The following is a 21009-nucleotide window of genomic DNA, read 5'->3' on the forward strand; positions in this document are numbered from 1 at the left end:
ATGGATGTCCGCGTTCCTGCCGCCGCCATCTGGGCGCTCGGTGTCACCCAGATCATCGGCTACGGCACGCTCTACTATGCGTTCAGCGTCGTCGCGCCGGGGATCGGGCAGAGCTTTGGCTGGTCGCAGGAATGGGTGTTCGGCGCACTGACCCTGGCGCTCCTCGCCGGTGGCCTCGCGGCGCCGGGCATGGGGCACCTGATGGATCGGTTCGGGGCGGCCCGCACCATGGTGGTGGGCTCGGTCGCCGCGGCGCTGATGCTGGTGGTGGCGGCGCTTGCCAGCAACGGGGTCGTCTTTGCCATCGCGCTCGTCGCCATGGAGGTCGCCTCGGCGCTGGTCCTTTATGCGGCGGCCTTCGCGGCTTTGGTGCAGATGGGTGGGCGAGGGGCGCAGCGCAGCATCACCCATCTGACGCTGATCGCGGGCTTCGCCTCAACGCTGTTCTGGCCGTTCACGTCGCTCTTGCTCCACGTCATGGACTGGCGCGGCGTCTACCTGGTGTTTGCCGGGCTCAACCTCTTCGTCTGCGCTCCGCTGCATTTCTGGCTCGCAACGCTGCCGCGTCCGGCTGCGCCGCTGGTGGTACTCGCCGCGGCCGCCGACACGCCTTTGGCCCCCACAGCCCTCGGGGCGCTTGCCCTGAGGCATCGGCGGCTGGGGTTCCTGCTGATGCTCTGCGGATTTGCCATCGAGGGTTTTGTGCTTTCGGGCGTGCTGCTGCAGGTGATGCCGTTGCTGACGGCGCTCGGCCTTGGCGCCAGTTCGGTGCTGGTCACCAGCCTTTTCGGTCCGGCCCAAGTCCTGAGCCGGCTGGTCAACATGCTGTTCGGCAAGGATCTGCTGTCGTCATGGCTGGCGGTGATCGCCGCCGCGCTGCTGCCCACGGGGCTGCTGGTCCTCACCCTGACCGCACCGACGCTGGCGGGCGGCGTCGCGTTCGCCATCCTCTTCGGCCTCGGTTCGGGCCTCACCAGCATCGTTTCCGGCGCGCTGCCGCTGCAGCTTCTGGGCCGCGAGCGCTATGGGGCTCGCCTCGGCTGGCTGTCGTCCGCCCGCCAGGTGGCCTCTGCCGTCGCGCCATTCGTCTTCGCGGTGCTGATCGGTGCGATGGGTGTGCCGTTGACGCTCTGGGTTGTGGTCGGCACCGGCGTTGCCGGCATCGCAGTGTTCTTTGCCATCGCTTTGTTGGCCGGAGTCAAACGCCCGGCACGCTTGCCGACCGCGGCGGTAGTCTGACCCGAAAAGCAAAAGGGCCGGTCCGAAGACCAGCCCTTTCGATTTCCAGTAGCAGTGCGACCAATCAGGCCGCTGCTTCCTCGGCGTCGGTGGCGTCGGCAGCATCTGCTGCGTCGGTCTTGGGACCGCGGCGCGGCGACTTGGCGAGGTTCTTTTCAATCAGCTGCACGGCCTCGGTGAGGGTCAGCTTGTTGACCGATGCCACTTCGCGGCTCATCCGGTCCATCGCCTGCTCGAACAGCTGGCGTTCCGAATAAGACTGCTCGGGCTGGTCGTCGGCACGGAACAGGTCGCGGACCACCTCAGAGATGGCGATCAGGTCGCCCGAGTTGATCTTGGCTTCATATTCCTGGGCGCGGCGCGACCACATGGTGCGCTTGACGCGCGCGCGGCCGGTGACGGTCTCGAGCGACTTCTTGACTTCGTCCTCTTCGGCGAGCTTGCGCATGCCGACGGATTTGATCTTGGCAACGGGAACGCGGAGGGTCAGCTTGTCCTGCTCAAAAGAGATCACGAACAGCTCGAGGGTCAAGCCCGCAATGTCCTGCTCTTCGATCGAGGTAATCAGTCCGACGCCATGAGCCGGGTAGACGACATACTCGCCAGTCTTGAACCCAAGCCGCTGCACGGGCTTTTTGGTAACCATAGACAATACTCCTATCTAACGCCGCCGCCGGACCGGTGCTCTCGCGGAAAGCCCGGTCTTGTTGTTGTACGCATCCCTCAAGAAACGAGGGCAGAGCAGCACATCTCGCACTCGATTGGTCCGCGCGACCGATCGACTGCGCTCCAGTAAGATCATGATGTCAAAAAAAAGTGCCTACTGGCACAAGCTGGACGATGGGGAAGCTCCATTCATTCTTGGAGCATAGCACAAAATTTCAGCAAAATCAAAAGGAACGAATCGACAGCCGAAAACCCGGCGGGCGCCGGTTCAGAACCTGTTCATCGGCGGGGTTCGGCGATGGCCGAACTGTGGTCAGTCGCCTTCGCCTGGCGCTTCCGAGAAGAACTTCTCGAACTTGCCCTCAACGCCGTCAAACTCCTTGGCGTCGGACGGCGCATCGCGCTTGACCGTAATATTGGGCCAGGCAGAGGCATATTTCGAGTTGATTTCCAGCCACTTGTCGAGGTTCGGCTCGGTGTCGGGTTTGATCGCCTCAGCCGGGCATTCCGGTTCGCACACGCCGCAGTCGATGCACTCGTCGGGGTGGATGACGAGCATGTTCTCGCCCTCATAGAAGCAGTCGACGGGGCAAACCTCGACGCAGTCCATGTATTTGCACTTAACGCAGTTGTCGGTGACGATGTAGGTCATATCAGCGTGCGAGCCTGATCAGTTGGAGGCGCTGGGTCTTGCCTTCTCGGCCCGAGGCAGAACGCCGCCAAGAGCCAAGCCCGGTTGCTAGCCGGTTTTCCCCGCCATCGCAAGCCAAACGGCGGCGCGGTGTTGCGGGGATTTCGTCGCATCAGCCCAACTTGTCCCCGCCTGTTGCCCGCGTGGTAAACTTCGCGCGGTTCGAGATGCGGCGTTGCCACAATTGAGGAGGCGAAATCGAGGCAGGTCACTTACGCGTCATCATCGTGCAGACGATCCGTTTCGCGCCGTTCTTTCTTCGTCGGCCGGCCACTGCCCGGATCTCGTGCACCCTGCACCGACGGTGCCGCTTCACGCGGCACTGGCGGGGGCGAGAGGTCCTCGTAGAGCAGCACGGCTTCAGTCGCCGGGCCGCGCCGGCTGCCGGGGTCGAGGATGCGCCAGACCAGCAGGCGTTCGTGTACGGTCATGGTCAGCACATCACCGGCGCCGACCTTATGGTCGGTATGCACGGTGCGGTCAGAGTTGACCCGCACCGCACCGGTTTCGATCAGTTTCTGCGCCAGCGTCCGCGACTTTACGGCGCGGGAAAAGAACAGCCACTTGTCGAGGCGCTGTTTGTCCAAGCGGCGCCCGGTCAGTCAGACTTGGGGTTGCGCAGCGCCAGCAGCGCCGCCCAGGGCGAGTTCGGGTCGACCGCAGCGGGCTTCCGCTCTTCGCGCGGGCGGTGCTCTTTCCAGTCGTCCCTGGGCTTGTCAAAGCGCTTGCCGCCTGACGGTTTCCCCTTATTTTCAAAGGGCTTACGGTCACCCTGCGGACCGTTGGGACGCGGGCCATCCGAGCGCGGCCGGCCATTCGGCTTGCCATCACCCTCGGGGCGGCGGAACGAGCGCTGCCGTTCGGCAGGCTTTTCGCCTTCGGCCAGAGTCGGCGCACCTTCTGCTGCGGGCACATCAGCGCGGGCCGGGCGGTTGTGCCGCGGGCGGTTCTCGCCGCGGTTGTCATTCCGGGCATTGTCCGGCCGGCGACCGCCGGGGAACCAGACTTCGTCGAACTCGGGCTCGGCTGGAGCGGCAGGAGCTTCCACGGCGGGGCCGGGGGCGCCGAGATCGGCGGCAGCCTCGGCAACGACAGCGGTCTCGGCAGCGGGCGTTGTATCGGGCGGGTTGGTGCCTTCGACAGCGCCGACCGCCTCGGCGTTGACCGCCGCATCGGCGACGTCAGCAGCAGGCGCAGCGTCGGCCACCGGCGCCACCACCTTGGGGGTGCGGCGCACGCGATAGCCGATCGAATTGAGGATCGAGGCAAAGTCTTCGCCTGCCGTCCCGAGCAGCGAGGTCATCTCGACCGTCACCCGAAAGCCGTTGCCCTCGGCCGCTCCGGCGGGCAATTGTCCCTGATGCGTCACGGGGTTAAGGGCGATGAGCGGGCGGATGATATCGGCCAGCCGCTCCAGAATATCGACCCGCACGGCCCGGCGTCCGGCGACCTTGAACCCGGCGAGCTCATAGAGCTTGGGGTTCACCTCAGGGTCGATCAGGAACGAGGTGCGACCCGACAGCACGATCTGCGGCAGGTCCGAAATACCCGGCTGGCGGACGCCGCCGTGCTTCAGAGCATAAAGGATCAGCGCCAGCTCGCGCGGCGCGGGCTTGAGGCTCAGCGGCACATAGAGGTGATAGGCGCCGAACTTGACGCCGAGCTTCCGCAGCTTGCCGCGGACGTCCTGGTCGAGTGCCTTGACCTCGTCACTGACCGCGCTGCGCGGCAGGATGCCTAGGTTTTCGTAGAGCCTGAATGCGATGCCGCGAGCCGAACCTTCAAGGTCTGCAGGGGCTTCCAGCGACAGCACGCTTTCGAGCTGGGTGTTTATCAGGTGCCTCAGCCACAGGTTCAACCGGTCCTGCACCCGCTCGAGGTCCGGGCCAGAAAGGCTCTCGTCGGCGAGGATGATCAGGCGGGGCGCAAACAGTGTGTCGCCCTCGGCAAGGTTGGCGACCACCTGGCCGCGCCAGCGGACATAGCCGTCGGTGGCCAGCACGAACTCTTCGTTCGGCGCCCCCGCGACGCGCTCGGCGCGCTTGGCGATTTCGGGCGCCACCACCTGGGCAGCTGCCGTTGCGACGCCCTTGGCATCGCCACCTTCCGACCGGGCCAGCGTGAAGCGGAACCCCTCGATCGAGCCGATCAGGTGGCCTTCGAGGCTAATTTCGCCGCGGTCGTTAATTTCAGGCGATACCATATGCTTGTCTCTCAAGTGGCGCATCAGCACCGATGTGCGACGGTCGACAAACCGCTGGGTCAGACGCTCATGCAGCGCGTCACTCAGGCGGTCTTCGATGTCACGGGTCTTTTCGCGCCAATGTGCAGGGTCTTCAAGCCAGTTTTTGCGGTTGGCGACAAAGGTCCAGGTACGGATCTGGCGGATCCGGTTGCTGAGCGTGTCTATGTCACCGACGACATTGTCGCAGAAGCGCACCTGCTCGGCAATCCAGTCGGCATCGACACGGCCGCGGTTGCGGAGGTCGAGGTAGATCCGGGTGACGATCTCGCCGTGATGGGCCGGCGAGATGTCGCGATAGTCGGGAATGCCGCAGCATTCCCACAAGAGCCGCACCGCCGCTTCGCCCCTGGCCGCAGCGCCCGCTTCGTTGCGGGCAACGAATTCCAGCGTCCGTTGGTCGGTCGCCACCGGCACCCGGGTCAGCGCCCTTATCGTCGGGGTGCGGTCAAGGCTGATATGGAGCGCGTCGATCGAGGCGAACTCAAGCTCGGCATTGCGCCACTGCACTTGCCGCACCGGCTCGAAGTCATGACCCTCAAGCTGTTGAATCAGTTCGGGTTCGAATTCGGCGGCATTGCCGGTGACCCCGAACGTGCCGTTATGCATGTGCCGCCCGGCCCGCCCGGCAATTTGCGCGAACTCGGCGGGGGTCAGTGGACGGGTCTGGTGGCCATCGAACTTCGTGTCGTCGGCAAAGGCCACGTGGTGCACATCGAGGTTGAGCCCCATACCGATGGCATCGGTCGCGACGAGGAAGTCGACGTCGCCGTTCTGGTACAGTTCCACCTGCGCATTGCGGGTGCGAGGGCTCAGGGCGCCCATCACCACGGCCGCGCCGCCGCGTTCGCGCCGGATCAGTTCGGCGATGGCATAGACTTGGGTAGCGGAGAACGCGACGATCGCCGAGCGTTTGGGCTGCCGCGAGATTTTCTTTGAGCCCGCATAGGTCAGTTCGGAAAAGCGTGGCCGGTGAATGATTTCGGCATCCGGCAGGAGCGCCCGGATCAGCGGCGCCATCGTGGAGGCACCCAGCAGCAGCGTCTCGCTCAGCCCGCGCGCGTGCAGCAGACGGTTGGTGAAGACATGGCCGCGGTCGAAATCGGTCGCCACCTGGATTTCGTCGATCGCGACGCATTCGACCGGCACGTCGGTGGGCATCGCCTCAACCGTGCAGACCCAGTATCGCGCCTTTGGCGGCACGATCCGCTCTTCGCCCGTGACCAACGCCACGTGCTGGGCGCCAATGCGGTCGACAATCTTGTGATAGACCTCGCGTGCCAGCAGACGCAGCGGCAGCCCGATCATCCCCGAGCGATGCGCCAGCATCCGCTCGATGGCGAAGAAGGTCTTGCCGGTGTTGGTGGGCCCAAGAATCGCCTTGAGCGAGGAGGCATCTGCGGGAGTCATCTTGACCTATTTAGGTGATCTTTCCCGCAGAAACGAGTGTCTGAAAACGAGACAGTGTTGCTGGCCAAAACTGTGGCGCATTAAGCACTGGTACGGAGAGAGAACAAACCGGCGTCGAATCGGCGGCGACTCACAAATCCGCCTTTGTTCACCACAGCATATGGTGGGTCGCCAGCACTCCGGCCACCACAGAGGAGGTGCGGACCGCAAAGCTGCCCGATTGCCGGCTAAAACCGTTCACACCCGTTGCCAAAGTGTTAACCGGCCCCGATCTGACGGTCGAATCGGGCGTTCGTGAAGCGAAGGTAAAACGTTCAGCAGCAAAGATTTTTGAGCTGTTTACGTATTGGCCCAGGTCGCAGCGGGGTTTGCCGCGCCGCTATTGGCAAAATAGCGATTGACCGTCCCGTTCCGGCACACTGAAAATCTTCAGGTTTGATTAACCATGATTTTCAGAATGGCCCTCGCTAGGCTCGGCGGAAAAGGCCGGCCCCCAGTTCTGGCGGTTGGGCTGAATACGCAAAAGTGCCCCGGCGAGGCCGAGCAGCGCAAACCCATTGACGACATTGGCCGGAATTGAGCCCTGCCAGAACAATATGATTATCGCCACCATGCAAGCGATCATGGCCACTGGTGCAGTGAGAATTGTGCTCGCGGGGTCGGGCCTCGATGGTATCCAGGACTTGAGGTAAATCGAGCCGGCGGTTACCAGAACACCTAGGAAGGTGAGGAGCGACGACGCGAAGCCAGCAAACCGTTCCACTGCGTCATTGTGTAGGCCGTATGTCTCCATAATGAGACCAAGTACGATCAGTCCCATGCCTCCGCCAGCCAGAAGGATGTTTATGAAAATCACTCGGACGATAATGTACTGAAAAATATAGTGCCCCGTCTTGCTCACCGCATTCCCTCCCGCCGTTTAGCAGATGAGACCCGATCTTTGACGATGGCGATATTTGGATATTCTACGTACTCTACTGCTGCAGATCCGTCAGCACGACCGACAGGTCTCCGGCTTCGGTGCTGATGATGGCGCGGTAGGGGATGAAGTAGCCGGGGGCGGCGAGCGGCGCGTACCAGATCAGGATGCGCTCGCTGGCGGCCAGATAGGTCGTGACTTCGGACGTGGTGTAGTGGCCCGAGATCGGGGTGTATTTCACCGAGCAGAGCACCAACGGCCCTTGATAGCCGGTGCGCTTGGAGGTCGCCACATCGTCCTTGGTGTAGCGCATCGAGAGGTTGAACCGCTCAACGCCCGTGAAGATCTGCAGCTTGCGGTCACAGAGCGATTTGTCGAGCTTGCCGCCCTTCAAGACAAACGAGGCTGCCATGTCATTGGCGGCCGTCAGCTGTTTGCGCTCGATGGCCACCCGATCAATATTGTTGACGATGGGCGGGGTCACCACGAACGAGGCGACGCCGCCGCTCGCATAGGTGATGGCGACGGAGAAATCCTCGCCGCTGGCATGGGTGACGATATCGAACTTTTGGGCCCTGAGCCCCGAGCCTGTGGAGTTCCCCGTCGATTCGAGCCGTGCTGTGCCGTTGGCGACAAGCTGGGCGAGCCCGGAGATTTTGGCATCCACAGCCATCGAGTAGGTGGAGCCGGTGTCATCGAGCGAGACATTCGCCGTGGCGATCTGGGTACCGCCGAGCGTCACCGCATATTTGGCGACAGCACGCACCTCGGCTGCCTGGGCCGAGAGGGTCAGCGACATCACGCCAATGGCGGCCGCGCACAGGGATTTGCAGAACGTGGTGCTTGGCACGGAAATCCAGAACCTCTGACGGCGCTCAGGGGCGAATCGCTCGGCGCCCAACTTGCCCACGTCACGCCCGGCTGGCAAGGCGTTCCGGGGCTTGTGAACTTGACGGACGAAGCGCTTTGGACTAGGGACAGGCCGCAATCAAGAACAGACTCCATCCCGTTGCGTAGGATTGTCCTGCGCCGAGGGAAGAATTGACAGGATTTTCAAATGGCTCGCCGCTGCGAACTCACCGGTAAGGGCGTCATGACTGGGAACACGGTGAGCCACGCGCTCAACCGCACCCGTCGTCGCTTCCTGCCCAACCTCATCAACGTATCGCTGCTCTCCGATGTGCTCGGCCGTTCGGTCAAGCTCCGCATCTGCGCGAACGCGCTGCGCACGGTCGAACACCGTGGCGGTCTCGATGCTTTCCTTGTGAAGGCCCACGATGAGGAACTGTCGCCGGTCGCGCTGGCCCTCAAGAAGGAAGTGCGCGCGGCTCTCGCCGCCTAGGCACCGTCCCTGACGAATTTGGCCGCGCGATTCCCTTGGGGTCGCGCGGTTTTGTATTCTGCCCCGGTCTGATGCCGGTCAGCAGCCAACATAGAGGTGCATAGAATGCTCGCTCGCCTGCTCGCGGCTATCGCCGCCATGATCGCGGTCGTCACCGCGTCCAATATTCTCGTCCAGTATCCGGTCCACGCCGACCTCGGCCCGATCCATCTGGGCGATCTCCTCACTTGGGGCGCCTTCACCTACCCCTTCGCCTTCCTCGTCACCGACCTCACCAATCGCTACGAGGGCGCAACGCGCGCTCGCCTGGTGGTGGTTGTCGGTTTCGTGCTGGCGCTCGGTCTGTCGGCAGTGCTCTCGACCCCGCGCATCGCCATCGCCTCGGCGACTGCCTTCCTCATCGGTCAACTGCTCGATATTTCGGTGTTCTCGCGGCTCCGCAACCGCGTCTGGTTCCTGCCGCCGCTGGCGGCGTCGCTGTTCGGCTCGCTGCTCGATACTCTGATCTTTTTCACCATCGCCTTCGCTCCGGCGCTGGGCTTCATCGACGGTCTGTTCGGCATGCAGGACGGATCGCTCGGCTTTGGCGCACCCTGGCTCGGCGTTGGCGCAGAAGTGCCGCTCTGGACCTCGCTCGCCACGGGCGACTTCATGGTGAAATTCCTTGCGGCGCTGCTGCTCTTGGCCCCCTACCGGCTGCTGATGGGCAGGATCATGCCGCTGCAAGCGCGCTCCACCGCTGCCTAGTTCGGCAGGCTGAACTCCAGCAGCAGGTTGCGTTCCCAGTCGTTGAAGTTGTTGTCAGACGCGATGGCGATGCGCGTCTGACCATCGGGGCCTGGGTGCACGGCCAGCGCTTCCATATTGTCAATATCGCCGCCGGTGGTCTGCAGCAGCACCGAGCCCTCCAGCATGGCGCCTGGCACCAAGGCGGCTGCTGGAATGCGGACGAGGCGCATCGTGAACATGAACAGCGAGATGCCACGCTCCAGCACCAGCAGGTCGCCGTTGGGCAAGAACGCGCAATCAGTCGGGTTCATGCCGTCGCCAGAAATATAGCTCAGCGGCCCCTTGTCGGATTTGCCCAGGAGATACCCGGCGTGCTGGCCGGCGTCATTGAGGATGCCCTCAGGCAAAAGCAAGGTCGAGCCGGCCACCGGCGAGGTCGGGGGTGCGATGCAGACCGCCTCAAGTGTTTCGTTGCTTCGCACGTCGCTCAGCCATTTGGGGATGGTGATTTCGCGGGCAGGGCCCTGCGGCCGCCCGTCCACCAGCGCGAAATCGGCAACGCGCGTCAGGTTCTCAAATCCCACCCGGACAGCACTAGGCACCCCATCGCGCTCCACCAGCGCAAGCGATTCTGCGTCACGGGCATAGGCGCGGGGCAGGTCGTTGCCCTTGGAATTTTGCAAGGGCTCGATCCTCACGCCGATCAGGCTCAGCGGGCGCCCGGCCTCGTCATAGATCAGTTGCCCGGAAACGAAATTGCCGCGGTCCGAGACCATCACCAGGCGGCCGTCACTGCCGATGAAGGTAAGCCCGGAGAGGCCACCAAAGGTGTCGACGGGGCTCTTCATTTCCAGCCCGCCACGCCAGATCAGGCGCTGCACGGGCTCGCCGACCTTTGCAGACATGAAGGTCGCAAGCTGGATGGCCGAGACACTCTGTTCGTCCGCCCGTGCGACCAGGGCCGCGCCCACAACGATCGCGGCCCCGAGGCTCAGGACTGCGAGGCCGGCGCCGGGCAGATGCTTGGCGCGGCGCCTCGCCGTCATCAGGAGCGGTTCCTTCGGTAGCCCCCGGCGGGCTCTTCATCAAACAGCGAAGCCAGCTCGTCGGTCAGGGCGCCCGCCAGTTCCTCGGCATCGAGCAGTGTCACCGCGCGGCGATAGTAGCGCGTCACGTCGTGGCCAATGCCCACGGCCACCAGCTGCACGCTGGAGCGCGTCTCGATTTCCTCGATGACCTGCCGCAAGTGCGCCTCCAGGTAGTTGCCCGCGTTGACCGACTGGGTCGAGTCGTCAACCGGCGCGCCATCGGAGATCACCATCAGGATGCGGCGATTTTCTGTCCGCCCCAACAGGCGCTTATGCGCCCATTGCAGGGCCTCGCCGTCGATGTTTTCCTTGAGCAGGCCCTCGCGCATCATCAGGCCAAGGTTACGGCGCGCGTGGCGCCACGGCTCGTCGGCCGCCTTATAGATGATGTGCCGGATGTCGTTGACGCGGCCCGGGTTGGGCGGGCGTCCTGCCTCGAGCCAGGCCTCGCGGCTCTTGCCGCCCTTCCAGGCGCGTGTGGTGAAGCCCAGGATCTCGACCTTGACGCCGCAACGCTCGAGCGTTCTCGCAAGGATATCGCCGCAGATCGCCGCAATGGTGATCGGGCGGCCGCGCATCGAGCCCGAATTGTCGAGCAGCAGCGTCACCACGGTGTCGCGGAAATCGGTATCGCGCTCGACCTTGAAGCTCAGCGCCTGCAGCGGGTCGGTCACTACGCGAGTGAGGCGCGCGGTATCGAGCAGGCCTTCTTCGAGATCGAACTCCCAACTGCGGTTCTGCTGCGCCATCAGGCGCCGTTGCAGCTTGTTGGCAAGCCGCGCCACGGCCCCGGCGAGGCTCTCGAGTTGCTTATCCAGCAGCGCCCGCAACTGGTCGAGTTCCTCGGGCGGGCAAAGGTCCTGCGCCCGAACGATCTCGTCGAACTTCTGGGTGAAGATCTTGTAGTTGAAGACATTCTGGAATTCCTTGGCATTGGCGCCAGGCGGAGGCGGATTGGGCGAATCCTCGCCTGACTCCGAGCTTTCCTCCTCGTCCGAATCCTGGAAATCCATATCTGCGCCTTCGACTTCTCCCGAATCGTCGGACTGGCCCGGGGTCTGGTCTTCATCGGCGTCCGCGTCTTCGCTTTCGCCTTCACCCTGCTCGGGCGTCTTGTCGTCGTCCTGACCGCGCTCGGGGTCGTTGTCGTCATTGCCCTCGCTGTCATCGCTCTCGCCATCGTCCAGATCGCTGTCGGGGATGAGGTTGAGGTCGCGCAGCAGCTGCCGCGTGGCGCGGCTGAACAGTTCCTGGTCCTCGAAGCGGGAGAAGAGGGTGGTCAGCGTCGTGCCCGCACGGGCCTCGATTTCCTTGCGCCAGAGTTCGACCACGGCATTGCCCGAGGGCGGCACGGCGACGCCGGCGACGCGCTCCCGCAGCATCAGGCCCAGTGCTTCGGCCAGCGGCGCATCGGCCTTGTCGTGGACTTCCGCCATGTTGGCGCGGAACAGCCGGTCTTCCAGCATTTCGTGGATATTACCGGTCATGCCGGGCATGCGGATGCAACCCAGCGCCTCGACGCGGGCCTGCTCCAGCGCATCATAGGCGGCGCGGGCTTCCGGCTCGGCGGGGGCGCGCTTGCGGTGGGTTTCCGGGTCGTGGCTTGCGAGCCGCATGGCCATGGCGTCGCCCTGGCCGCGGGCAATCGCGATGTCGCGCAACGTCGGCAGGCGCGGTAGGTTGGCGAGCCGCGCCTTGTCGGAGGTGAGGATCGGCCGGTCAGCCGAGAATGTCACTTCAAGATCGCGCTTGCCGCCAATGGCGCGCACCGCCGCCCCCATCGCCGTTTTGAACGGCGCCGTGGTGTCAGGCTTGTTGGGCTTGGAACGCGGGGGCAGGGCCATGTCAAACTTCTTACTTGGGTTCGGCGCGAGCGGCGACGAGGAGAAACATAGGACGAACGCGGTGTTCGATATAGTCGGGCTGGGCAGCAATCAGAGCGTCGCTGGGGCCCCATTCCTCGATATCAGTGAGGCTGAAACCGGAACTGAGCAGTGTCCGAATCATCGTCGAAATGACGCGATGATGCTTGATGACGCCGTTCACCACCCAATCAGAGGTGCGCTCACCCTCGACGAGATAGTCTTTCAGCCGAAACGCGCCATCGCCATCAAATTCGGGTTCGGCGCGCACCGCGTAGAGCGGGTGCTCGGTTGAAAACACAAACGCCCCATCGGAGACGAGCGCGCGCCGGATGGTTCGCACCAATCGATCGAAATCGGCGACATAGTGCACGGCCAGTGAGGAAAACACGACATCGAACTGCTCTCCCCCGAGATCAAGATGCTCGAGGTCGCCGCGTTCGTAGCGGATCGGCAGCCCCGGTCCGCGAGTAGCGGCTTCGGCCAGCATCTTTTCCGACAGGTCAATGCCGAGTACCTCAGCAGCACCTTCCCCAACTGCAAAGCGGCAGAAGGCGCCGAAGCCGCAGCCGAGATCCAGAACGCGCTTTCCGGCGAGCGAAGGCAGCATGGCTCGCAGTGCGGGCCATTCCGGTGCGCCAGTCAGTCCTTCACGCGATCGTGGAAACTGGCTGTATCCCTCAAAGAATGCCGAGTTGTCGTAGATGTTCTGGGCCAAGAGCCACGTCCCGGACCTTACGCTGTGATCGCCAGATTGGCGGCCGATTCCGGCAGGTCTTCCCCGAACACGCGCTGGTAGAACTCGGCCACCACGGGGCGTTCGAGCTCGTCGCACTTGTTGAGGAAGGTCAGCCGGAAGGCAAAGCCCAGATCGCCGAAGATCTCGGAGTTTTCGGCCCAGGTGATCACCGTACGCGGGCTCATCACCGTCGACAGGTCGCCATTGATGAAGGCCTGGCGGGTCAGGTCGGCGAGGCGGACCATGTTGGAGACGGTCTTCTTGCCCTTCTCGCCGGTATAGGCCTTTGCCTTGGCGAGAACGATCCCGACTTCCTTGTCGTGCGGCAGGTAGTTGAGCGTGGTGACGATCGACCAGCGGTCCATCTGGCCCTGGTTGATCTGCTGGGTACCGTGATAAAGGCCCGACGTGTCGCCGAGACCAATCGTGTTGGTCGTCGCGAACAGCCGGAATGCCGGGTGCGGGGTGATGACGCGGTTCTGGTCGAGCAGCGTCAGGCGACCCTGCGTTTCGAGCACACGCTGGATCACGAACATCACGTCCGGGCGGCCGGCGTCATATTCGTCGAAGACGAGCGCAATATTATTCTGCACGGCCCAGGGCAGAATGCCGTCGCGGAACTCGGTGATCTGCTTGCCGTCCTTGACGACGATCGCGTCCTTGCCGACGAGGTCGATTCGGCTGACGTGCGCGTCGAGGTTGACGCGGACCAGCGGCCAGTTCAGCCGGGCCGCGACCTGCTCAATGTGGGTCGATTTGCCGGTGCCGTGATAGCCCTGCACCATGACGCGGCGGTTGAAGGCAAAGCCCGCAAGGATCGCCAGCGTAGTGTTGCGGTCAAACAGGTAGTCCGGGTCCAACGGGGGCGCATGCTGGCTGGTTTCCGCATAGCCCATGACCTTCATGTTGCTATCGATCCCGAAGGTCTCGCGGACGGAAAATTCCTTGTTGGGCAGATTGCTGATTTCGCTCATTTTTTGGAGGCTCTTCGAGAAAATAGGTCAAGACGGCTGTCTTGCGAGTTGTGGGCTCTATATCAGCATACCGGGCCTTGGGGTAGGGCCGGATTTGACGCGGGTGTAGACCAAACGGCTCATTGGACAGGGCCCGGGGCCGTCCCTAAGGTGACCCCATTGCCTGAGGAGACGGATAATTACCAATCTCATTGCCGCCGGCGGGCTTGTGCTGCGCGACCCCGAGGCCCTGCGCGCCAGACGCAGATGGTTCGGGTCTCGGCTCGTCGTTTATGGCCTGTTGCTGGTCTTCGCGGCCATCTACGCGACGCCAGCGCTCATCGTGTTGCTCAACTCGTTCCGCAGCTACGCAGAAGTGGCGCGCCATGGGTTGATCGCGTGGCCCGAGGGCTTCAGCCTTGAAACCTGGGTGGATGCCTGGACCAAGACCTGCGTCAGCGGCATGTGCGAGGGCATTGCGCCGAACTTTTACAACTCGCTCAAGATCACCATCCCGGCGACGCTGTTCTCGACCGCGTTCGGGGTGATCAACGGCTACATCCTCTCGAAGTGGAAGTTCCCCGGCTCCCAATTCATCTTCGCTATGATCTTTCTCGGCGTCTTCATGCCCCCGCAGGTGAGCCTTCTGCCCTGGGCCTGGATCATGGGTCAGCTGCACCTCGCCAACTCGGTCTACGGCCTGATCCTGATCCATTCGATCCAGGGTATCTCGTTCACCACCCTGTTCTGCCGCAACTTTTTCGCCACGGTACCGGATGAACTGGTGAAGGCCGCCAGCATCGATGGCGCCGGGTTCTGGCGGATCTTCTGGCGGGTCATGCTGCCGCTGTCGCCGCCGATCATCATCGTCACGGTGATCTGGCAGTTCACCAGCATCTGGAACGAGTACCTGTTCGGCATGGTGTTCACCGCCGGCTACCAGCAGCCGATCACCGTTGCCCTGATGTCGGCTGGTGTGGGAGACCAGAGCGCTACGATCCTCATCGCCGCGTTCCCACCCCTGCTCGTCTACTTCTTCGGCGGCCGCTATTTCGTGCGCGGCCTGACCCAGGGCGCGCTCAAGTAGCCGTTACGCAAAGATCGCCTTCAGCAGCCGGCCTTCGAGTTCTGCCAGGTCAGGGGCGCCGCGCGTCCGGGGGCGGGGGTGATCGACAGTCACGTCGAGGGCAATGCGGCCCTCGTCGAGGACGATCACCCGATCCGCCAGCGCCACGGCCTCGCTGACATCGTGGGTGACGAACAGCGCGGTAAATCCCTGTTCCTGCCAGACGCGCTCGACCAGCGACTGCATGGTGATGCGGGTCAGGGCGTCGAGGGCGCCGAGCGGCTCATCGAGGGCGAGGAAGTCGGGGCGGCTCACCAGAGCCCGGGCGAGGGCGACGCGCTGACGCTGGCCGCCGGAGAGCTTGGCCGGCCATTCGCCGGCCTTTTCCGACAGTTGTACCTCATCAAGTGCCGCGAGCGCCTTGCGTCTTGCCTCGCCGGGGGCCACGCCCTCGCCAAGGCCGACTACGACATTGTCCCTGACGCTGGCCCAGGGCAGCAGGCGCGGCTCCTGGAAGACGATCCTGGTATTGGCCTTGGTGGTTTCCACCGCGTCATTGAGGAAGCTGATGCGGCCGCCCGAAACATCATCGAGGCCGACCAGCAAGCGCAGCAGCGTGCTCTTGCCGCAGCCGGACTTGCCGACAATTGCGAGGAATTGCCCGGCCGGGACCTCAAGATCGATCCCCCTGAGCACCGGCACATCGCCGAAGGCCTTCTCTACAGCCTCGAGCCTGATGCCGACGCCCTTGACCCTTTCGATTGCAGCGATCGGGCGCGGCACGAAGTCGGGCTCGATTTCCTTGCCCCAGGCATTGGTGGGCCGTACCGGTGGAATGATCTCGCTCATCGGGTTCAACTCCTTGCCGGTTTCTGGAAGGCGGGGTGCCATTTGAGGGTCTGGCTTTCGAGCAGCCGGGCGACGACGTCAGCCAGCTTCCCCAGCAGCGCGTAGATCACGAGCGCCAGGACCACCACGTCGGTCATCATGAACTCGCGCGCGGAGTTGGCCATGTGACCGATGCCGGCCGAAGCGGCCATGGTTTCGGCAACGATCAGCGTCAGCCACATGATGCCGAGCGAAAAGCGCAGGCCGACGAAAATCGAGGGCAGGGCGCCGGGGAAGATCACCTTGCGGAACAGGGTGAAGCCGCGCATGCCATAGACCTGCCCCATCTCGATCAGCTGCGGGTCGACATTGCGCACCCCATGCAGGGTATTGAGATAGATCGGAAAGAACACGCCCAGCGCGGTGAGGAACAGCTTTGCCTCCTCGCCGATGCCGAACCACAGGATCACCAGTGGGATCAGCGCCAGGTTGGGAATGGTGCGCAGCATCTGGAGCGTCGTGTCGGTCAGCGCATGGGAGAGCCGCGACACGCCATTGGCGAGCCCGAGCAGGAACCCGATCGAGCCACCGACCAGCAGCCCCGAAATGGCGCGGACGGCACTGGCGCTGATATCGGTGAGGAGGTCGCCCGATAGCGTCTTCTCCCAGAAGGCGCGGACCACATCGACCGGCGCGGGCATCAGGCGGTTGGAGATCCATCCGGCGCTCGCCGCAATCTGCCACACCAGTACGATGCCGACCGGCAGGATGTAGGGCAGCGCCCCATCGAGGCGCAGGCGGCTCCAGCCGGGTGATGTCCGCCCGGCAGGCCGGGATGTCAGTACGGCCGGCTTGTCGAGGTCGGCAACAATGCTCATCGTGACGCTCCGTTGAGGGGTGGAACGGCGCGGAGCGAACCCCGCGCCGATGCGCTTAAGCGGCTGGCGGATACCAGACGATGTCAGTGATCTTGAGCTGGCGCGGCACGATCTTGAGCCCGAAGAACTCATCGGCAAGGCTCTGCTGGTAGGCGATGATCTCGTCATTGATCGGCAAGATGTGGCCGAGGTCGGCGTTCTTCCGCGTCAGCACGATGCGCTGGATCGGTTCGGGCACGCCGGTGATCGCCGAGACCGCTTTGACTGTGGCATCGAGGTCCGCCTGCGCTCTGGCACCCACCTTGGCCAACTCGTCGATCACATCGGCAACGATGTGCGGGTTGGCCTTGGCGTAGCTGCCGTTGGCGAGGAAAAAGCCCCAGGAATCAACGATCCCCTCGGTGGTCACCAGCACGCGGGTGTTGGGGTCCTGCGCCGCGATGGCGTAGTAGGGGTCCCAGATGGCCCAGGCGTCGATCTGCCCGTTGGCGAAGGCCGGCGCGGCGTCCGGCGGGCCAAGGTCCAGCGCCTCGACGTCGTCGAGCGTCAGGCCTGCGGTGCGCAATGCCTTGACCGCGAAATTATGGGCGCTGGAGCCACGCTTGAAGGCGAGCTTCTTGCCCTTCAGGTCCGCGAGCGTCTGGATCGGTGAGTCCTTGGCAACGAGGATCGCCGAACCGTCTACCGCGCCCTTGGTGGCCGCGGCGTAGACCAGATCGCCACCGGCGGCCTGTGCAAACAGCGGCGGCACGTCGCCGGTGGAACCGAAATCGATGGCATTGGCACCTAGCGCTTCAAGCAGCGGTGGGCCGGAGGTGAATTCGTTCCAGCTCACGGCGATGCCGCGATCGGCAAGGCGTTTTTCGATACTGCCATCGGCCTTGGCGAGCGCGAAGACGCCGCCCTTCTGCCAACCGATGCGAAATTCCTTGGCTGGTTCTTGAGCCCGGACGAGGCCGGGCAGGGTAAGCGTTGCCGCCGCTCCGGCAAAGAGCGGGAAAAGTTGTCTGCGGGTAAACATGGTGTCTCCTGGACGTCTGGGTCAGGCGATTTGAGCGAGAGGCTCAAGCGCCCGTGTCTCGGCCTGGCCTGCCAACAGGCGCCAGCTCACTTCATCGGCGACGCGATTGATGCGGTTGATGAGGTTGGGGCTGGCGGGTTGGTAGTCGGCGAAGTCGGGTTCGGTGGCGTAAATGCCGGTAGCGAGGATGTCGGCGGAAAAGAACGCAAAGAGCGGGCGCAGGCCATGGTCGATCACCAGCGCGTGCCGCTCACTGCCGCCGGTCGCGGACAGCACCACCGGCTTGTCCTTGAGCGCCTTGGGTTCGATTAGGTCGAACAGGTGCTTGAACAGGCCCGTATATGTGCCCTTGTAGACCGGCGAGCCGACGACGAGGACGTCTGCTGCCGTGATTTCGGCGATCAGCTGTTCGAGGTCCGGCGGAGCCGTTCGCGGGTCCAGCGTCGAGCCAAGCGAGGGGTGGATCTCGGTCAGGTCGTAGATCGAAACCGACGCGGCGGTGCGTCGTGCCGCGGCCTGCGCGATGGCTTCCACCAGGTTGCGGGTCCGCGAGGGGCGGGAGGAACTGCCGGCAAAGCCGACGATCTTGGGGTTGCTCATCATGCACTCCTTTGGGCAGCGGCGGCGCGCGCCACGAAACGGTTGATGGGACGGTCAAAGCCGAGGTTTTCGCGCAAAGTCGTCCCTTCATAGGCGGTGCGAAAAATGCCGCGCTTCTGGAGGATCGGGACCACTTGGTCGACAAAGTCGGTAAGCCCGGTGGGCAGCACCGGCGGCATGATGTTGAAGCCGTCGGCAGCGCCGTTGTCGAACCACTCGACCAGGGCATCTGCGATCTGTTCGGGCGATCCCACCGCGGTGCGGTGCCCGCGGGCCGTGGCGAGTGACAGATAGAGTTCGCGCAGCGTCAGGCCGTTGCGAGCCTGCAGGTCCGCCACCAGCTTCAGCCGGCTCTTGTTGAGCTCGGTATTGGTGGGGAGCGGCGGCGCCTTGTCGTCGAGCGAATAGCCCGAGAGATCCACCCCGACATAGTATTGCTTGAGGATCGACCAGGCGATGGTGGGGTGCACCAGGGACTGGATAAACTCGTAGTTCTGTTTGGCCTCAGCCTCGGTGCCGCCCAGTACCGGGAACAGGCCGGGCATGATGTGCAGCTGTTCCGGGCGACGGCCGTATCTGGCGAGCCGACCCTTGATGTCGGTGTAGAACTCCTGCCCATCGGCGAGGGTCTGGTTGGCGGTGAAGATCACTTCGGCGGTCCGGGCGGCCAGTTCACGACCGGGCTCGGAGGCGCCGGCCTGTACTACGACCGGTCGGCCCTGCGGCGAGCGAGCCACGTTGAGCGGCCCGGCAACCTGGAAGAACTGCCCCTTGTGGTTGACCTTGTGGACCTTGTCGGGGTCAAGGAAGACGCCGCTCGCTTTGTCGCGGATCAGCGCGTCGTCTTCGTAGCTGTCCCACAGGTCGAGCACGAGATCGACCACTTCCTCGGCCCGCTCATAGCGGTTGGCATGGGCGGGGTGCCCGGCGATCGAGAAGTTCTTCGAGACGTCAGCGGCCGTCGTCACCACGTTCCAGGCAGCGCGACCCTTGCTGATGTGATCGAGCGAGGCAAACTTCCGCGCCAGGAGGTACGGGTCTTCGTAGGTGGTCGAGGCCGTGGCGACGAACCCGATATTGCTCGTCACCTGCGACAGGGCCGACCAGAGCGTCACCGGCTCGAAATGGGCGGAATGGCTCACCCGGCTCTGGATTTCACGGTCGCGATCGGCGTCCCATCCGGCAGGGCTATCAGCCACGAACACCAGATCGAACAGGCCGCGCTCGGCAGTCTGGGCCAGTCCGCGATAGTGATCGATATTGTGGCCCGCGTCCGCATCGGCGTCCGGGTGCCGCCAGGCGGCGATGTGATGGCCGGTCGCCATGATGAAGGCGCCCAGTTTGAGGCTGCGTCTGTCCTTGCTCATTTTCGGCATCTCACGTTCCGCCACACCCGTCGTGCAGCTTCGATGCCGTTAAACTACTATCCCTATCGACTTAGTCGAGTAATGTAGTTTGCCTTTTGAGCGGATGGCGGAGTTTTGCTTTCCGCCATCCGTGAAATTCGCGCTAACGGCCGTTCGGGCCGTCAGCGGCCGACGAAACCCTTGGTCTTCAGGTGGGTGTAGGCCGCGATGATGGCGCGCAGCCGGTCTTCGGAGGACTTGTCACCGCCATTGGCATCGGGGTGATGGATCTTCACGAGGCTTTTGTAAGCCTGCTTGATCTCATCGGCTTTGGCATGCCCACGGAAGCCGAGCGTTTCGAGAGCGCGGCGGTCCTGCTCGAGCAGCGGCTTGACCCGTTCCTGCTGCGGGGCGCGGGCCTGCGAGCGGGCGTATCGGGCAAACACGCCCAGCGGGTCGGCGTTGCGCGAGCCGTCGGCGTTGAGCCGCATGCCTGCGGTCTTACCGGTGGTGCTGGTCTTGCCGGGCATGCGGGGGCCGGGCGAGCCCGCCTTGGCCCCAAAACCCCAGCTGGGGCGGCCATCGGTCTCGCGTTCCTGCTTGATATGGGTTTCCATCTCCTCGGGCTTCATGCCAGCGAAGAAGTTGAAAACGTGGTTGTAGTGACGGACATGCTCAAGGCAAAAGGTGTGATACTCGCCCTCGGCACGGTTGCCTTTGGGCGCACGATACGTCCCAGGTTGGTCGCAACCCTCCCAGGCACACGGATGCTGCACCACCTCGGGTTCCTCGGGGTGGCGCGAGCGGATCCTGATCTTGTCAAAGTACTTGGAATCCAGCTTCATCAATCCTAGTTACGCTCCGCACGAAGCCAAGCAGAAACGGTATCCATATGTCGGTTCGCGACGTCATTGTCGAAAAACTTTCGGTCAAATTCACGCCAAGCCATCTTGAAGTGATCGACGAAAGCGCGAAGCACCAGGGCCACTCCGGCTCCCGGCCCGAAGGCGAGACCCATTTTCGCGTCCGGATCGCGACGCCAGCCTTTCTCGGCCTCACCCGTCTCGCCCAGCATCGGGCTGTGATGGACACGCTGGATGCCGAGCTGAAAGCGGGCGTTCACGCCCTTGCGGTGGAAGTCGTCGCTGCTGCCTGAAGCCAGATGTAGGTGCTTGCTGCGTTCCGACAAGCGCGTTGGCGCGCAACTGGGGCATTCTCGTGGCGCGGGGCTAGCGGCTTAAGGCTCAATGCCAATTCACGCCTGCAATCAGCACGCGTCCGGATTTTGCGACCAAAACCCGGCGATCAGGTGTCCTCGTGCCGCGTTCTCTCCGAACTATCGCCTCATGTCCTGCCTAGCACAGGCGGGCAGACAGTCACGAGGGGCATC

At 63.7% G+C, this 21009-nt stretch carries 21 protein-coding genes; 5 read left to right on the top strand and 16 right to left on the bottom strand.

The annotated features are described in order from the left end of the window. On the top strand, positions 1-1239 hold the full coding sequence (gene arsK, locus ACO06J_RS19355) for an arsenite efflux MFS transporter ArsK (RefSeq protein WP_421762344.1): 1239 nt from the start codon (positions 1-3) through the stop codon (positions 1237-1239). Positions 1240-1303: 64 nt separating this feature from the next. Here the strand turns inward: arsK and ACO06J_RS19360 are convergent, their stop codons facing one another. The 6 genes from ACO06J_RS19360 to ACO06J_RS19385 all read right to left on the bottom strand — a co-directional run bounded on the left by ACO06J_RS19360 (position 1304) and on the right by ACO06J_RS19385 (position 8017). Further along, complete coding sequence (locus ACO06J_RS19360; protein ID WP_421762345.1) at positions 1304-1885, bottom strand: CarD family transcriptional regulator; 582 nt, start codon at positions 1883-1885, stop codon at positions 1304-1306. 333 nt (positions 1886-2218) lie between these two features. Further along, complete coding sequence (gene fdxA / locus ACO06J_RS19365; RefSeq protein ID WP_421762346.1) at positions 2219-2557, bottom strand: ferredoxin FdxA; 339 nt, start codon at positions 2555-2557, stop codon at positions 2219-2221. A gap of 251 nt (positions 2558-2808) precedes the next feature. Further along, entirely contained in the window at positions 2809-3183 is a 375-nt protein-coding gene (locus ACO06J_RS19370) for an RNA-binding S4 domain-containing protein (protein WP_421762347.1), read from the bottom strand. An 11-nt stretch (positions 3184-3194) separates the two neighbouring features. Continuing rightward, on the bottom strand, positions 3195-6248 hold the full coding sequence (locus ACO06J_RS19375; protein WP_421762348.1) for a helicase-related protein: 3054 nt from the start codon (positions 6246-6248) through the stop codon (positions 3195-3197). Positions 6249-6687: 439 nt separating this feature from the next. Continuing rightward, the gene (locus tag ACO06J_RS19380; RefSeq protein WP_421762349.1) at positions 6688-7149 is read right to left on the bottom strand and encodes a hypothetical protein; all 462 of its coding nucleotides are present in this window, start codon (positions 7147-7149) and stop codon (positions 6688-6690) included. Positions 7150-7222: 73 nt separating this feature from the next. Beyond that, positions 7223-8017 (bottom strand): DUF3108 domain-containing protein, encoded by a 795-nt coding sequence (locus ACO06J_RS19385; RefSeq protein WP_421762350.1) that lies wholly within the window; start codon positions 8015-8017, stop codon positions 7223-7225. Positions 8018-8224: 207 nt separating this feature from the next. On the opposite strand from ACO06J_RS19385, the gene rpmB reads away from it, so the two are divergent. Together rpmB and ACO06J_RS19395 are read left to right on the top strand one after the other, a co-directional pair. Further along, positions 8225-8509, top strand: coding sequence for a 50S ribosomal protein L28 (gene rpmB, locus ACO06J_RS19390; protein ID WP_421762351.1), 285 nt, complete (start codon positions 8225-8227; stop codon positions 8507-8509). 105 nt (positions 8510-8614) lie between these two features. Further along, complete coding sequence (locus ACO06J_RS19395; protein ID WP_421762352.1) at positions 8615-9256, top strand: queuosine precursor transporter; 642 nt, start codon at positions 8615-8617, stop codon at positions 9254-9256. Here the strand turns inward: ACO06J_RS19395 and ACO06J_RS19400 are convergent. The 4 genes from ACO06J_RS19400 to cobS are packed head-to-tail and all read right to left on the bottom strand — an operon-like array spanning position 9253 to position 13901. Continuing rightward, positions 9253-10284, bottom strand: a complete 1032-nt coding sequence (locus tag ACO06J_RS19400) for an esterase-like activity of phytase family protein (RefSeq protein WP_421762353.1) — start codon at positions 10282-10284, stop codon at positions 9253-9255. The genes ACO06J_RS19395 and ACO06J_RS19400 overlap by 4 nt on opposite strands. Beyond that, the gene (cobT, locus tag ACO06J_RS19405) at positions 10284-12170 is read right to left on the bottom strand and encodes a cobaltochelatase subunit CobT (RefSeq protein ID WP_421762354.1); all 1887 of its coding nucleotides are present in this window, start codon (positions 12168-12170) and stop codon (positions 10284-10286) included. Before cobT ends, ACO06J_RS19400 begins: the two co-directional genes overlap by 1 nt. A 10-nt stretch (positions 12171-12180) precedes the next feature. Beyond that, positions 12181-12906 carry a class I SAM-dependent methyltransferase gene (locus ACO06J_RS19410; RefSeq protein ID WP_421762355.1) on the bottom strand — a complete coding sequence of 242 codons (726 nt, stop codon included), beginning with the start codon at positions 12904-12906 and terminating at the stop codon, positions 12181-12183. A 17-nt stretch (positions 12907-12923) separates the two neighbouring features. Continuing rightward, positions 12924-13901 carry a cobaltochelatase subunit CobS gene (gene cobS, locus ACO06J_RS19415; RefSeq protein WP_421762356.1) on the bottom strand — a complete coding sequence of 326 codons (978 nt, stop codon included), beginning with the start codon at positions 13899-13901 and terminating at the stop codon, positions 12924-12926. Between the two features lie 208 nt (positions 13902-14109). Here cobS and ACO06J_RS19420 point away from each other — a divergent pair, with 208 nt between their 5' ends. Further along, positions 14110-14967, top strand: a complete 858-nt coding sequence (locus tag ACO06J_RS19420; protein WP_421762357.1) for a carbohydrate ABC transporter permease — start codon at positions 14110-14112, stop codon at positions 14965-14967. Positions 14968-14970: 3 nt separating this feature from the next. Here the strand turns inward: ACO06J_RS19420 and ACO06J_RS19425 are convergent, their stop codons facing one another. From ACO06J_RS19425 to ACO06J_RS19450, 6 genes are all read right to left on the bottom strand, one after another. Beyond that, complete coding sequence (locus ACO06J_RS19425) at positions 14971-15795, bottom strand: ABC transporter ATP-binding protein (protein ID WP_421762358.1); 825 nt, start codon at positions 15793-15795, stop codon at positions 14971-14973. Positions 15796-15800: 5 nt separating this feature from the next. Continuing rightward, positions 15801-16652 (bottom strand): ABC transporter permease subunit, encoded by an 852-nt coding sequence (locus tag ACO06J_RS19430; protein WP_421762359.1) that lies wholly within the window; start codon positions 16650-16652, stop codon positions 15801-15803. 55 nt (positions 16653-16707) lie between these two features. Then, entirely contained in the window at positions 16708-17673 is a 966-nt protein-coding gene (locus ACO06J_RS19435; RefSeq protein ID WP_421762360.1) for an aliphatic sulfonate ABC transporter substrate-binding protein, read from the bottom strand. A gap of 21 nt (positions 17674-17694) precedes the next feature. Next, on the bottom strand, positions 17695-18273 hold the full coding sequence (msuE, locus tag ACO06J_RS19440; protein WP_421762361.1) for an FMN reductase: 579 nt from the start codon (positions 18271-18273) through the stop codon (positions 17695-17697). After that, the gene (locus ACO06J_RS19445; protein ID WP_421762362.1) at positions 18273-19640 is read right to left on the bottom strand and encodes an LLM class flavin-dependent oxidoreductase; all 1368 of its coding nucleotides are present in this window, start codon (positions 19638-19640) and stop codon (positions 18273-18275) included. The genes msuE and ACO06J_RS19445 overlap by 1 nt, the downstream gene beginning before the upstream one ends. Positions 19641-19801: 161 nt before the next feature. Next, complete coding sequence (locus ACO06J_RS19450; RefSeq protein WP_421762363.1) at positions 19802-20464, bottom strand: J domain-containing protein; 663 nt, start codon at positions 20462-20464, stop codon at positions 19802-19804. Positions 20465-20511: 47 nt separating this feature from the next. Between ACO06J_RS19450 and ACO06J_RS19455 the strand changes: the two genes are divergently transcribed. Then, entirely contained in the window at positions 20512-20775 is a 264-nt protein-coding gene (locus ACO06J_RS19455) for a BolA family protein (protein ID WP_421762364.1), read from the top strand. The last annotated feature ends 234 nt before the right edge of the window (positions 20776-21009 follow it).

Origin of the sequence: Devosia sp. (assembly GCF_965229025.1) — a bacterium.
Classification (GTDB): domain Bacteria; phylum Pseudomonadota; class Alphaproteobacteria; order Rhizobiales; family Devosiaceae; genus Devosia_A.